13 protein-coding genes are annotated in these 12,893 nt (G+C 61.9%); 8 read left to right on the top strand and 5 right to left on the bottom strand.

Features of this window, described 5'->3' with window-relative positions; translation table 11 throughout:
• Both RMO15_RS22630 and RMO15_RS22625 read right to left on the bottom strand, forming a co-directional pair.
• On the bottom strand, positions 1 to 1,202 hold a 1,202-nt coding region (locus tag RMO15_RS22630), incomplete at its 3' end, for a zf-HC2 domain-containing protein (protein ID WP_309717614.1).
• Complete coding sequence (locus RMO15_RS22625; protein WP_309717609.1) at positions 1,195 to 1,740, bottom strand: sigma-70 family RNA polymerase sigma factor; 546 nt, start codon at positions 1,738 to 1,740, stop codon at positions 1,195 to 1,197. The genes RMO15_RS22625 and RMO15_RS22630, both read right to left, overlap by 8 nt.
• A 60-nt stretch (positions 1,741 to 1,800) precedes the next feature.
• On the opposite strand from RMO15_RS22625, the gene RMO15_RS22620 reads away from it, so the two are divergent.
• Positions 1,801 to 3,378, top strand: a complete 1,578-nt coding sequence (locus RMO15_RS22620; protein ID WP_309717607.1) for an aldehyde dehydrogenase family protein — start codon at positions 1,801 to 1,803, stop codon at positions 3,376 to 3,378.
• 2 nt (positions 3,379 to 3,380) lie between these two features.
• Here RMO15_RS22620 and RMO15_RS22615 read toward each other — a convergent pair whose 3' ends face one another.
• From RMO15_RS22615 to RMO15_RS22605, 3 genes are read right to left on the bottom strand one after another with little or no spacing between them, the layout of a single operon-like run.
• Positions 3,381 to 4,481, bottom strand: coding sequence for a hypothetical protein (locus RMO15_RS22615; RefSeq protein WP_309717604.1), 1,101 nt, complete (start codon positions 4,479 to 4,481; stop codon positions 3,381 to 3,383).
• Between the two features lie 6 nt (positions 4,482 to 4,487).
• Positions 4,488 to 5,276, bottom strand: a complete 789-nt coding sequence (locus tag RMO15_RS22610; RefSeq protein ID WP_309717601.1) for an alkaline phosphatase family protein — start codon at positions 5,274 to 5,276, stop codon at positions 4,488 to 4,490.
• Between the two features lie 9 nt (positions 5,277 to 5,285).
• Positions 5,286 to 6,422 carry an iron-containing alcohol dehydrogenase gene (locus RMO15_RS22605; protein ID WP_309717598.1) on the bottom strand — a complete coding sequence of 379 codons (1,137 nt, stop codon included), beginning with the start codon at positions 6,420 to 6,422 and terminating at the stop codon, positions 5,286 to 5,288.
• 16 nt (positions 6,423 to 6,438) lie between these two features.
• Here RMO15_RS22605 and RMO15_RS22600 point away from each other — a divergent pair, with 16 nt between their 5' ends.
• From RMO15_RS22600 to RMO15_RS22570, 7 genes are all read left to right on the top strand, one after another.
• A complete protein-coding gene (locus RMO15_RS22600; RefSeq protein WP_309717595.1) occupies positions 6,439 to 7,128 on the top strand; it encodes a M15 family metallopeptidase in 690 nt (229 codons plus the stop codon).
• Complete coding sequence (locus RMO15_RS22595) at positions 7,125 to 7,409, top strand: DUF3817 domain-containing protein (protein WP_309717592.1); 285 nt, start codon at positions 7,125 to 7,127, stop codon at positions 7,407 to 7,409. Before RMO15_RS22600 ends, RMO15_RS22595 begins: the two co-directional genes overlap by 4 nt.
• A gap of 7 nt (positions 7,410 to 7,416) precedes the next feature.
• Positions 7,417 to 8,190 (top strand): hypothetical protein, encoded by a 774-nt coding sequence (locus RMO15_RS22590; RefSeq protein ID WP_309717590.1) that lies wholly within the window; start codon positions 7,417 to 7,419, stop codon positions 8,188 to 8,190.
• A 59-nt stretch (positions 8,191 to 8,249) separates the two neighbouring features.
• On the top strand, positions 8,250 to 8,966 hold the full coding sequence (locus RMO15_RS22585) for a metal-dependent hydrolase (protein WP_309717587.1): 717 nt from the start codon (positions 8,250 to 8,252) through the stop codon (positions 8,964 to 8,966).
• A 79-nt stretch (positions 8,967 to 9,045) separates the two neighbouring features.
• On the top strand, positions 9,046 to 10,557 hold the full coding sequence (locus RMO15_RS22580) for an NAD(P)H-hydrate dehydratase (RefSeq protein ID WP_309717584.1): 1,512 nt from the start codon (positions 9,046 to 9,048) through the stop codon (positions 10,555 to 10,557).
• A complete protein-coding gene (locus tag RMO15_RS22575) occupies positions 10,554 to 11,444 on the top strand; it encodes an FHA domain-containing protein (protein ID WP_309717580.1) in 891 nt (296 codons plus the stop codon). The genes RMO15_RS22580 and RMO15_RS22575 overlap by 4 nt, the downstream gene beginning before the upstream one ends.
• Positions 11,445 to 11,588: 144 nt before the next feature.
• Positions 11,589 to 12,893, top strand: a 1,305-nt coding sequence (locus tag RMO15_RS22570; RefSeq protein WP_309717577.1) for an FHA domain-containing protein, incomplete at its 3' end; no start/stop codon positions are given.

Below are 12,893 nucleotides of genomic sequence, written 5' to 3'. Positions count from 1 at the left end.
CCGCCGCGTCCCCCGCCAAACCCACCGCGTGCTCCGTCACTACTGAGGGCACCACTGCCCCCAAAACCGCCGCCACCTTGTCCACTTGGGACTGCACTGCGCTGCTGCATCCCTGTGGAGCTGATCGGATTCGCGAATGTGGCTATGGCGGGTGGCAGTGGTGTCTCGGTGAGGGCTCCCAGAGCCTTCAGGCGCTCCAGAAGTGCCTCACGCTTTTCGGGAGCGAGGCGCAAATTGAGATCGGGCTGCTCGTCGCCTACGGTCATGGAGAGCTCCTCGGCCAGCTTTTGAATGGTCTCCAGAGTCTCGGTACGCTTGCCGGTCGGGATGGTGAGTGTGTAGCTGGTGGGGGCAGGCCGAACCACGCGCAGAGAAATATTGGCTTGGAGCTGCCCGGAGCTATCTTGTGCCTTTATCTCTGCAGTTGCTTTGTTATTCGTATAAAGCTTAGCTGATCTCGACATAGGCACGGAGGCAGGCGCGGGTACAGAGGGAATGGGGGATGCTGCCTCTTTCTTCTTGGCGCTTTCTTCTGCCCCTTGCGTCTCTGAGGTGGGGATAGCCAGGGCATCCTTTGGCTCGGCAAGCGCGACGACTTGACGCTTCTTAGGTGCCTCTTGCTTTAGGGCGCTCTTAAGCTCGCCATTGTAGCTCTGAACAGTGAGAGGTGTTGGTAGGGGCGCTGGTGTAGGTGTGGAGGGAATCGGCGACGCTATCACTTTGACCTCTTCGGGGGCAGCAGCGATTGTCGGCTTAGCCGCGTTATCGGCAAAAGCCTTGGTTTCCGTTATTGAGGCCGCTGGAGCAGCGTTGGTTGCCTTATCGGCGACGGATGCGGCGGGGGCACTCATTTTCTTGCTCTCGGGAACCCGTGCCCAGAGCCAGAAGGCGCAGCCTGCGGCGAGGACTCCCCCGAAGGCAAGCGATCGAGGGCGTCGCCAGAAAGGCACGAAAAGAGGCCGTGGCTGGGGAGTCTCCGGGAGCGTGGCGAGGATGCGGGCACGCAGGGCATCGGATAAAGGGGCGGGGGCAGGCAGTGCCTCGGTGAGCTGGGTGGAGAGCAGGCGCAGGGCCGCAAGCTCACTCTGACAGGCAGGGCAGCTCAGCAGATGCTTGGCGACCGCCGCATGGCGCACGGGCGGCAGCTCACTATCCAGATACGCTTTCAGGTCTTCTTGCAGGGGGCTCTGGCACTTAAGCATGGACGTAGCCCTCCAGCTGGACACGCAGCTTGCGAAATGCGTGAAAGAGACGTGACTTGACAGTCCCCACGGGAACGCCCAGCGCCGTGGCGCACTCGGTGTAGGTTAACCCGTGGAGCTCATGCAGCACCACAATCTGGCGGTGCTCCTCGGTCAGCGTGCCCAGCGCGGTCTCTAGTGTCTGTGCCAGCTCTTTGCGGGCAGCAGCACGCTCAGGGGCATCAGTGTCGGCGGCGGCCAGCGGTAGATCGTCGTAGGGGACGCTCTCCGGTTTCTGGCGGGCACGGTGTTTCAAGCAGTGGTTCATGGTAACGCGGTAGATGAATGTCGAGAGGGCGGCATCCCCCCGGAACTTGGGTAGGCTGGCATGCAGCGCCACAAAGATCTCCTGGGTCAGATCGTCCGCATCCGCCTCGCAGCGGGCGTAGCGACGCGCGAGGCCACGAACCCGTCCACCGAACGTGTCCAGGAGCCAAGCAAACGCCGCCGTGTCCCCACGACGCAGTCCCGCGATCCAGCGGGCCTCCTCCGATTTCATCTTCGCCTCTTTTGTACCAGAAAAACAGGGAAGGGTTCACTGCGGTAGAATGATTGTGCTATGTCCACCCTCCACCCCGTTTTAATCGCCGGGCAGTGGCGCGCCGCTGAGGCCCCCACCGCCACATTCACTGCCACCAACCCGACCACCGGCCAGATACTTGATGGCGATGTCTATCCCGTCTCCAGCAAGGCCGATGTGGATCTGGTGCTCGCTGCTGCGGCTCAGGCCGCGCCCGCACTCCGCGCCACTAGCCCCGAGACGATTGCTGCATTTCTAAATTTATACGCCGACTTACTGGAGGCCAACCGCGAGGCGCTTGTCGCGGTGGCACACGCCGAGACAGGCTTTCCCACTGAGCCGCGCCTGAACTCGGTCGAGCTTCCCCGCACCACGGGGCAGCTTCGCCAGGCCGCGCAGGCGGCGATTGCCCGAAGCTGGACGCGTCCCGTGATTGATACCAAAGCGGGAATCCGCTCGCTCCACGAACCGCTGGGCGGCGCGGCGCTGGTCTTTGGACCCAATAACTTCCCCTTTGCCTTCAATGCCATCTCCGGCGGCGACTTCGCGGCGGCGATTGCGGCACGCTGCCCGGTGATCGCAAAAGTACATACCTCGCACCCAACGACCTCGCGTCTGATGGCCGAGTGTGCCCACCAAGCCGCCACGGAGATTGGCCTGCCCGTCGGGAGCATTCAGGTGCTCTATAGAATGGATCACAAGCTCAGCCTTGGTATGATCGAGAACCCCGCGGTTGCTGCCGTGGGCTTCACGGGCAGCCGCTCGGCGGGGATGCAGCTCAAGGAAGTGGCGGATCGCTACGGCAAACCCGCTTACCTAGAGATGTCTAGCGTCAACCCCGTCTTTGTGCTCCCTGGCTATCTGGAGGCCAATGGCGAAGCGCTCGCGGCGGAGTTTTTCACGAGCTGTACGATGGGCACGGGCCAGTTCTGTACCAATCCCGGCCTCGTGGTGCTCCCCGCAGGATCCTATGCTGAGGCATTTGTGGCGGCGGCGGCGGCGAAGTTTGCCGAGGCCAAGCCGGGCGTGCTTCTCAATAAAGGCGGTCGTGACGGGTTGGCCGAAGCTGTGGAGACCCTCAAAGCGGCGGGCGCAAAAGTGGTCTGTGGCGGCGAGGTTTTCGACGATCCGGGCTTCCGCTACGCCAACACGATCCTCACGGTCACGGGGGCGCAGTTCATCGCTGATTCGGAGACGCTCCAGACCGAGGCATTTGGCCCCGTCAGTCTACTCGTGCTCTGCGAGAACGATGAGGAGATGCTGGGAGTTGTGAATGCGCTGGAGGGCAACCTCACCGGCACGCTCTACAGCAGCGACTCAGGCACCGACGAGGCGCTCTATGCAACGCTCGCACCCGCGCTTCGGGTGAAAGTGGGGCGGCTGCTCAACAACAAGATGCCCACGGGGGTTGCGGTCAGCCCTGCAATGAACCACGGCGGCCCCTTCCCCGCCACGGGCCACCCGTACTTCTCCAGCGTCGGGATTCCCCACGGCATCAGCCGCTTCTCGATGCTGTGCAGCTACGACAATGTGACAAACCACCGCCTCCCCGCCGAGCTCCAGGACGGCAACCCGCTGGGAATCTGGCGATTGGTAGACGGCGACTGGACAAAGTAGCGCTACGAGCGCTTTTTGGTTGAGGAAGTGGGCTTCTTTTTGGAGTCCACTTTCTTTTTTGTCGGCATAGGCTTTTTCTTGACCGAGCTTGTGGGCTTTTTTATTGCCGGAGCCTTCTTCTTAGGGACGGGTGTGGGGAGAGTTGCGGGCAGGATACGACGCACGGTTTCGCTTGCGGGAGCGGGTGTTGGCTTGTTGCTGACTTCCTTGGGAGGGGGAATCTCCAGAGGTGCCGTAGCGGAGCCAGGAGCAACGGGAGTGCCCAGTTCGCCGGTTTCGATTTCACCCGGCTCTGGAGTGCCAGTGGGCTCCGGCTTGGGTTTCGGTTCAGGCCGCAGGTTTGTCAGGGTCACGGGAGCGACATTCGGCTCTGGAGTCGGCGCTGTGATGACCGTTCTCGGTGCCATCGGCTGGAACCAGAAGGGTTGGGGCGTTGGTGTTGGCTGCGTGACAGAAGCCATGAGCGCACTCAGACTGGGAGAGACCCCGGGGATATTAAGGGCGATAGGTGCCAGCGGTTCGGGCGAGGGCGAGGGGCTGGGCCCTGGGGTGGCATAGGGTTGTGGTGTGGGCTGATCCGAAAAGAGAGGCTCTTTTCCATCCATGGCATTCAGTGAGGCCCGTGCGGCCTCAAACTGCTGTGTATCCACACTTGGGTCTTTCAGGATACGGAGCAGAATTAGTCGTGCCTTATTATCTTCTCCCATCCCACGAAGCGCGGTCGCCAGTGCCAGCCGAGCCGAGATGTCCTTGGAGTTGTTCTTCACCATCAACCGAAAGGCTTTTTCGGCATCCTTGAAGCGCTGGACACGGAGCAAGCACATCGCGCGGACACGGGTGGCCTCCAGCTCCAAACCACCTTTGGAGTGCAGGAGCACCCACTCCGCCTGCGAGAGAGCGATGGAGTACTCTTTGAGCTGGAATGCCTGACGCATGGCATCGGCATGGTAGATCAGCGTGTCGGGTGGCGGCGGTGGCGGCAGAAACGTAAACCACTCCCGTACCTTGAAGTTGCCGGAGACGACATAAACCCCCACGGCCAGTGTCGCTCCCATCCCCAGGAGTATTTGTATCAGCTTGTCTTTTTTAAGGTCTTCGTCCATACTCCCTCACCGCTTTTTTTCAAACGCTTCCAACACCACGCGGCCATCCCACTCACGGCAGGCGGGGATTCCGAGTGCATGGGCGAGCGTCGGACAGACATCGTACAGGAAAATGGGCTCGGTGAGTTCCCGACCCGCAACAATTCCGGGGCCATGAAGCACAAAGGGGATGGTCATGTCCTCGGCGCAGTCCGTGCCATGACTCCGTCCGTGCCCGCCGTGGTCGCTCACCACGCAGACAATGCCGTCCCAGTGCTCCAATACTTGTGCGAGGCAGGCATCCGCATTCTCGATGGCCTTCAGATAGGGCTCGCTCATCCAGCCATGGGCGTGGCCCGCCTCGTCGGGGTGACCAAAGTAGACAAAGACAAAGTCCAGCGAGTCACTATTCAGTGCCGCAATCGTGGCATCGGCGACTTTCTGATCCGTCTCAAAGACATGCCCCTCGCCAAAGCAGACACTGACTTTTAGGCTCCCCGGCGCGGCTAGATCCCGAAGCTGCTCCCAGTTGTAGAAAAAACCGACTCGCTTGCCGTGGTTTGCCGCCGCGTCCATCACGCTGGGCACAGGGCGGGCAAGCGGCGTGAACGTGTTGCTAGTGATCCCATGCCGAGGAACATCCACACCACGCAGCATCGACGTATGACACGGCAGGGTCACCGAGGGCATCACCGACGAGGCGCTCCAGGTGTGGGCACCCTCTCGTGCGAGTCGCTGAATTGTGGGAGTGTGGCAGGCAAGAATCGCATCGGGGCGAACCCCGTCTAAGGAGCAGAGCAAAACACGCGCAGGCATGTCTCTAGTTTACCCTGCCACACTATCAAGCGCCGCTCGATAGAGCCCGGCCAGGTCTTCCACAGTGACCGGGCGTGGGTTGAACGCCGCCGTCCACTGTCGCGCTGCCTCGCTGGCTAGTGTGGGAATGGCAGACTCGTCAACGCCACAGCCACGCAAGCTTGTCTGAAGCCCCGCTTGCTCTAGCCAGGCCGTCACTTGCCCCGCCAGAGCTTCGGGCGATTGCCCCAGAGCCTCGTAAGCATGGCATGGGGCGGAGTCTTGAGCATTAAATCGGATCACATGGGGCAGCATCACCCCGACTGCTTGCCCGTGCACTACCCCAAAGTGTGCCGTGAGGGGGTTGGCCAGCGAGTGCGCGATCCCCAGCATCGAGTACTCAATCGCCAACCCCGCCCACGTGGAGCCCAGCAGCATCGCCTCACGCACTTGGATGTCTTCGGGGGTTTCCAGAACTCTGGAAAAGTTGGTAGCAAGCAACCGGAACGCTTCGTGAGAGAAGAGCAGGGAGTGTGGTGTGCGGGGCTTGGTCACCGCCGTCTCGATGGCATGCACCAGGGCATCTATCCCCGTCTGTGCCGTCACCGAGCGCGGCAGCGTGAGGGTTAGCTCCGCATCTAAGAGCGCGAGCGTTGGTTCCGCACCCGCCTCACCAAGCGCCATCTTGGCGTGGGTTTTCGCATCCGCAATGAGCGCATGGCACTGCACCTCGCTTCCCGTGCCTGCCGTAGTCGGGATAGTAATACAGGGCAGGAGCGGCTGGGCAAATCCACGACGCGCTGGATTCGCGACCCAGAAATCGCGTAGCTGCCCGCCGTTGGTCAGGAGAAAGTTCGTCCCCTTGGCCGTGTCCATCGCCGAGCCACCACCGAGCGCGATCAGCACATCGGGTCGGAAAGCTTTCGCGACTTCTAGGCACGCGTCCACGTCATCGGTGGTTGGGTTCGCGTGAACATCGGAGAAGAGAGTGGTCTCGATACCCGCCGCCTTCAGAAACGCCTCCGCCCGCGCCGTGTGCCCCGCCGCGACAATCCCCGGGTCGCTCACGAGCAGTGCCCGTGTCCCCAGCTCCCGCGTCCGCTCCCCAAGCTGCGCCAGAGCGCCCGCGCCGCAGATAATCCGCGTGTGTAGCTGCCAATCGAACATGGGTACACTATAGCCCATGCCGCGCCGTATCCGAACTGCCGTTTTTAATTCCGAGCTGGCTGTGCGTCTGCAAGCCGTCAGTGGCCCGGAGCCGATTGCGGCGCTCAATCGCGTGAAAGAGCGCGAGTGTGGCGAGCCTCTGGTAGACATTCGCAAGCACTGCCCCGGCGTTTGCGTCTCCCGAAAGTGTCTGCCCTATCTGCGAAAGACCGTCGCCGAGAAGCTCAGTCAGGCCCAAGAAGCGCTTCCGCCGGGCTATAAACTCCACGTCACGACGGCGCTTCGCACCAAAGAAGCTCAGCAGGCGCTCTTTGATAAATACTTCGCCGAGCTGACCGAAAAGCACCCGGACTGGAGCTACGCCACGCGCCGCCGCCAGACCTGCCGCTTCTTTGCCCCCCACGACCAGCCTGCTCCGCCGGGCCACTGCACGGGAGCCGCCGTGGACGTGCATCTGCTGCTTCCCTCAGGTAAAAAAGCAGAGCTACGCAAGCCGCTCACGGGCTGGAAGTCCGCCCGAAGTCTCGCCACGGGCCTGAGCGAAAGAGCTGTCCGTAACCGCGAGATCCTCTTTGTCGCGATGCTCGCCGCAGGCTTCTCCAACTGCGCCGAGGAGTTCTGGCACTTCAGCTATGGCGATGCCGGCTGGGCCGTGCGCATTGGGGAGCCGGAGTGTGTCTACGGCTGGGTATCATTATCACAATGATCCAAAATCTCCGTCGCCTAGGCCTGATTGAGGCCGTCTCGTTTCTTCTGCTCACCGGGGTCGCCATGCCCCTCAAGTACTACGCAGACAAGCCCGAAGCCGTTAAGATCGTCGGCACAGCCCATGGCGCACTCTGGGTGCTCTATATCGGAATGCTGGGGGTTGCCTTTCTCACTAAAAAGCTCCCCTTCACGCTTGCTTTTCTCCTCGGAGTGGGTTCCGTGCTCCCCTTTGGCCCACTGCTCTTTGAGAAAAAGCTCAAGGCGCTGGAGTCGAAATAGCGGTACGATGCCCGAGCCGACGATGCCCTCGGATACGGAGCTACCTCTCTGGCACAGGAGCGCGGAGAAGCTCATCGCGCTTCTGGAGGTACATGAGCCTGAAGTTCGTGTGCGTGCTCGGGAACAGCTCACTGCATTTGGCCAGAGCGCGATTCCTCCGCTAGAGGCGGCGCTGGGGACGGCGGAAGGCTCGCAGCTCCTGGCGATTGTGGAGCTACTGGCGCTCTCGGGATCGTCCTCCGTGATCCTTCCCTTGCTGATTGCCTATGCCAAGGGAAGCTCTCCACAGAAGCCGTCGCTCGTATACGAGCTACGTGCGCTGCTCGGACACTACCCCCTGCTCTCTGACAGTGCCTGGAAGGCAATCCAAGCCTGCACCGTGCGTACTGCGCCTCTTATCGCAAGGCAGATCAAGACGAGCCTTAGTCTCCCCATAAGCACCAAAGATGGGATTGACCCTCTCGTCTTTCGCGAGGCATCCACCGCCGCCGAGATTTCGTCACTGACGGCGCTCCTACGCTGGCAGCGCACCGGCGATGTCGCACGGCAGGCGGCCCAAGCGCTCCACCAGATCGCGCTCACTCCCTGTCTGGAGCTTCGGCAAGCACTGCCTTATTTGCGCCGTGCCTGGCACATTCTCTTCGCCCACCCCGAGCTGCTGCAAGCCCTGAAAGCAATCGAGGAGGCCACGGTGTTCTGGAAAGACCTGCCGCTTCCTGCCGAAAGTGGGGACGAATTCGAGAATCATGACTTGCCAGTGCCTGTGGATAACTCGCACTAGCCTGTGGATAACCTGTGGATAACTGCGAATTTGTAGATGTCAAAGGAAAGAGAAAGTAAATGAATATCACGACTACCTATCTGGGGAACTCGACGGTGCTTATTGAGACACAAGCTCAGAAGCGGATTTTGATCGAGCCGTGGACGTATGGCAACCCGGCTTGCCCAGTGGCGCTGAAGAACCCCGGCCCGCTGGATTTGATTTTGATCACGCATGGTCACGGTGACCACATGGGCGATGCAGTGCGCCTCGCCACAGAGAGCGGCGCAACCGTGGTGTGTATGTTCGATCTTGCGCTTTACCTGGGAAGACAGGGTGTCCCAGAGAGCCAGCTTGTGGGAATGAACCTGGGGGGCTCCGTGACGCTTCCTGAGCTCGGTTTGACGGTCACACAGGTACCGGCACTTCACTCCAGCGGCACTGAAGACGGAGAGACAGTGGTCTACGCGGGAGTGGCCTCGGGCTTTGTCGTAACCGACAGCGCCGGTTTTGCGTTCTATCATGCAGGAGACACGGCGCTTTTTAGCGACATGCAGCTTATCTGTGAGCTTTACACCCCGACGCTGGCGTTTCTGCCTATCGGGGATCGGTTTACGATGGGGCCACGTGAAGCCGCCTATGCGCTGGAGTTTCTGAGCTCCGTCACCGATGTGGTGCCGATCCACTGGGGGACATTTCCGCTGCTGACGGGCACCCCCGAGGCACTTAAAACCGAGCTGGAGAAGCGTGGGCGGTCGGTGAGCGTGCATGCGTTAAAGCCAGGTGGAAAAATATAAACTCCGTTTGGAACAAAAGAAATAGGAAAGCAGACCAAAAGAAAGTTCTGATTTTTTCAGAACTTTCTAGAGCAGGCTCATGAGAATTGTGACGGCAGCACAGATGCGGGAGGCGGATCGCCAGGCTATCGAAGACCTGGGGGTTCCTGCCGTCTGCCTGATGGAGTCTGCCGGGGCGGCACTCGCGCAGGCGTGCGCGGGGTCGCAGCGGGTGGCGTTTCTCTGTGGCAAGGGCAACAACGGCGGCGATGGGTTTGTGGCGGCAAGGCACCTGGCAGTGGCGGGAAAAGAGATCACGGTCCTGCTAGTGGGAGACGAAAAGGAGATCCGAGGAGCTGCCGCCACCCACTTTGCTCCCTTACGGCGCTGCGGCGTAAAAATCGCGTCCCTGAAAGACGCCACGCTTTCGGGCTACGACTTGCTCGTGGACTGCCTGCTCGGAACCGGCGCGACGGGTGCACCACGCGGTGTTATCGCCGAGGCTATTACGGCTGCCAATGCCTCAGGAGTTCCCATTGTCGCTTGCGATATTCCGTCTGGAGTCAATGCCGACACGGGCGAGGTTCTTGGCGAGGCTATCCGGGCGAAGGCGACGCTCACTCTGGGCGCACTCAAGCCAGGGCTCTTGCTCTATCCTGGCGCGGAGTATGCGGGAAAAGTCACCGTCGCCCGGATTGGCCTACCGACTTTTGCGCCGCCCGCGCAAGAGCTCACGACGATTGACTGGGTTCGCGCCACACTCCCCAAACGCACGCAGGGCCGCGATGCGAATAAAGGCGCGTTTGGAACCGTCTTAGTCATCGCAGGCTCACGGGGCATGGCCGGAGCTGCTGTGCTCACCGCTACGGCGGCGCTTCGAGCAGGAGCCGGGCTGGTCTATCTTGCCGTCCCCGAGAGCCTCGTGGCTACCGTCGCGGCGCTCTCTGCCGAGATTGTCATTCGCCCCCTGCCCGAGACACCCGAGGGAACGCATGGGGGAGCCGGGGCACTCGCCGCGCTCTTGCCATTGCTAGAGCGTGCCGATGCAATTGCGCTGGGACCAGGAATGACTGCTGGGCAAGCCGTCCAGGAGTTTATCGAAGCGCTTCTTCAAAATACCTCGTTGCCCCTCGTGATAGATGCTGATGGGCTCAACGCTATCGCACAGAAAGCCGCGCTTCTGAGTAGCCTCACCGAGCGCGAGCGGGTTCTCACCCCCCATCCGGGCGAGCTGGGGCGGCTCTTGGGAATGCAAACCAGCGCCGTGCAGGCCAGCCGCACGGAGGTGGTGGGGCGTGTCGCGCAGAACTTTGGATCGGTGACACTGCTCAAAGGCGCACGAACTTTGGTCGCAAGCCCCACAGGTCAGCTATACTACAACCGGGAAGGCTCGGTCGCGCTGGCAACGGCGGGAAGCGGTGATGTGCTCACAGGCGTGATCGCTGCCTTACTGGCCGGAGGGCTCAGCGCCGAGAGCGCCGCCCGCTGCGGAGCCTACTGGCATGCCATTGCAGGGGAGACGCTTCCTGTGGGTTCCTTGGCAAGTGAGATTCGGGATGCCTTGCCCCTCGCACGACAACGTTTAGAATCGGGAGAGGTTGACGACCTATGAGAAAATCGCTGACAGCACTGGCCTTCGCACTTATCGCCACGGGCGCATGGGCACAGACACCAACGCCCGCTCCGAAGCTGGAGCCCCCCAAGACCACGCTCGCCGCCACGCCAGCCCCCCCCGTCCCCAATACTGGGGGAGCTAAAGCTAGTCCCACCCCTGACCCGAAAGCCTCGCCTGCGGCTACCCCCGATCCAAAAGCCTCGCCGACTGCCGCCGCCACGCCCGCGCCGCCCCCGGCAACGCCTGCACCGTTGGTGGTGGTCGTTCAGCAGCAAAAAGAACCTGAGTCCAACAACAGCAGTAGCCTGATTGCGGGCTGGCTCGGCCTCGCGGTTCTTGGCGTGGGTGGGTTCTTCGGCTGGCGTGCTCTGAAAAGCAAGGGCATGACGGTCACGGGGGCCTTCAAGCAGCTCGGGGTCGAGCTGCCGCAGGAAGCACCACCCGCCGCCGCTCCCGTTGGCAAGCCCGCCGTGGCTCCACTCCCACCGCTCCCCTCGCTCTCGGATCTCCCCAGCGCGGGAGCTGCCCCCGCCGGTGTCGCAGTCGCCAGTGGAGCGGCAGCGCCTAGTGCGCCGCCTCTCCCCGCGCCAACGGGCCAGCCCAAGCTCGTTGGCTACCAAGGCCCTGCCGCTGGGAAAGTTATCCCGCTCCTAGACGCGCTCACTGTAGGGCGCGAGCCCGACAACACGCTCTCCCTCCCCACCGATAGCACCGTCAGCCGCAAGCACGCCGTCTTTCTGCCCACGGGCACGGGTTGGGAGCTCTCCGATAGTGGCTCCGCCAACGGCACTTTTGTCAATGGCCAGCGCCTCACCAACCCCCAAGTACTCTCTCACGGCGATGAGATCAAGATCGGCTCGTCGAGGCTTCGCTATGAAGCGTGAGTGTTTCCCCTCCCTCCCCCCTGCCCCCTCCCTCCCGATAACGGGAGAGAGGGGGAGTCAGAACCCACTCCCTAACCCTCTCCCATTATTGGGAGGGGGTGGCGTAGTGAGGGACGAGCGGAGCCGGGGGAGGGGAAACCGTAAATGAACTTCCCGTCGCGTATCTTACTCTTTCTGCTGGCGGGAGCCGCCGCCGGGCTCTTGGTCGTCTTCCTCACCGATGTCACCGGAATCCTGCGCATCACGGATCAGTGGCCGCCCACTAAGACCGACCTGAACAATACAACGACAGCAGCGGTGTGCTTTGGCGGATTTCTGGGGGCGCTCTTTGGTGTCGCCAATAACCTGGCTTCAGGAACCCGCGACTGGGTGCGCGCAATTGGCTTTGGGCTGGGAATCGGGATTGCGGCGGGGTTTGTCGGGATTACGTTTGGCATGGCGGTCTTTGGGCCGCTCTATGTGGAGAAGGCCCGCAACCCGCTGGCGTTTCTGGGCAACGTGATCGCCCGCGGCCTCGGTTGGTGCTTTATCGGCGCGCTCGCCGGAACCGCTGAGGGCTGGCGCAAGCAGAGCGTCCGTGTAGGGCGCAACGGCCTGATTGGGGGCGCGATTGGTGGCCTCTTGGGCGGTGCAGTCTTTGAGATCGCGCCGTATCTGATGCCCGGCGTCCGCGCCGGAGCGGTCTCACGAACCCTGGGTTTTGTGATCACCGGCGCGATGATTGGGCTGTTTATCGCACTGGTTCAAGAGTGGCTCAAAGAGGCCTGGGTGAAGATTCAGGTGGGTCGCAATGAGTTCAGCAAAGAAATTCTCTTAGAGAAAGCCGAGAGCAAGATCGGCAGAAGTGAGCTGTGCGACATCCCGCTCTTTGGTAACGCGCAGATCGGGCGGAGCCATGCGCTGCTAGTCGCGCTTCCCAGCGGCGGCTATATCGTTCGCGACACGGGCGAGTCTCCGATAGGCGTGCTGGTCAATGGCGCGAAAGTGGCGGGCGAGCAGAAGCTACGCTCGGGCGACCAGATTCAGATCGTGGATCGGGTGCTGGTGTTCTTTGAAAAACAAGTCCGCCAGCGCACCGTGCTGGAAAACCGCGATGTGAAGCAAGCGCCCGCAGCGCCGGTCGCGCAGCCAGGCGTGTCGCCGTACGCCATCGCCCCCCCCGCCCCCACGAGTGGGGGAGCCAATGTTGGGGGGAGTCGCTTGACCGTCGTTGCGGGGCCACACTCTGGGCAGAGCTTTGCTTTGCAAGCCGGGCTAGTCTTTGGGCGCGATCCCGGCAACAGCGCCGCGCTTCCCGCCGATACCAAGGCATCGCGACGGCACGCACAGCTTGTGAGTGAGAATGGCGGGGTGGCGCTCGAAGACTTGGGGAGTACCAACGGAACATTCGTCAACGGCCAGCGCATCACCCGTGTCGCACTCGCGCTGGGCGATCAGATCGTGATCGGC

It is taken from the genome of Armatimonas sp., assembly GCF_031410135.1.
GTDB lineage: Bacteria > Armatimonadota > Armatimonadia > Armatimonadales > Armatimonadaceae > Armatimonas.
Note: the sequence above shows the minus strand (reverse complement) of the source record. Positions and strands in the feature narration are given on the sequence as shown.

Excerpts from the sequence above, each read along its gene's own strand:
- RMO15_RS22595 (WP_309717592.1), top strand. The coding sequence starts at position 7,125 with ATGATCCAAAATCTCCGTCGCCTAGGCCTGATTGAGGCCGTCTCGTTT.
- RMO15_RS22585 (WP_309717587.1), top strand. The coding sequence starts at position 8,250 with ATGAATATCACGACTACCTATCTGGGGAACTCGACGGTGCTTATTGAG.
- RMO15_RS22615 (WP_309717604.1), bottom strand. The coding sequence starts at position 4,481 with ATGGACGAAGACCTTAAAAAAGACAAGCTGATACAAATACTCCTGGGG.
- RMO15_RS22625 (WP_309717609.1), bottom strand. The coding sequence starts at position 1,740 with ATGAAATCGGAGGAGGCCCGCTGGATCGCGGGACTGCGTCGTGGGGAC.
- RMO15_RS22575 (WP_309717580.1), top strand. The coding sequence starts at position 10,554 with ATGAGAAAATCGCTGACAGCACTGGCCTTCGCACTTATCGCCACGGGC.
- RMO15_RS22580 (WP_309717584.1), top strand. The coding sequence starts at position 9,046 with ATGAGAATTGTGACGGCAGCACAGATGCGGGAGGCGGATCGCCAGGCT.
- RMO15_RS22590 (WP_309717590.1), top strand. The coding sequence starts at position 7,417 with ATGCCCGAGCCGACGATGCCCTCGGATACGGAGCTACCTCTCTGGCAC.
- RMO15_RS22600 (WP_309717595.1), top strand. The coding sequence starts at position 6,439 with ATGCCGCGCCGTATCCGAACTGCCGTTTTTAATTCCGAGCTGGCTGTG.
- RMO15_RS22620 (WP_309717607.1), top strand. The coding sequence starts at position 1,801 with ATGTCCACCCTCCACCCCGTTTTAATCGCCGGGCAGTGGCGCGCCGCT.
- RMO15_RS22605 (WP_309717598.1), bottom strand. The coding sequence starts at position 6,422 with ATGTTCGATTGGCAGCTACACACGCGGATTATCTGCGGCGCGGGCGCT.
- RMO15_RS22610 (WP_309717601.1), bottom strand. The coding sequence starts at position 5,276 with ATGCCTGCGCGTGTTTTGCTCTGCTCCTTAGACGGGGTTCGCCCCGAT.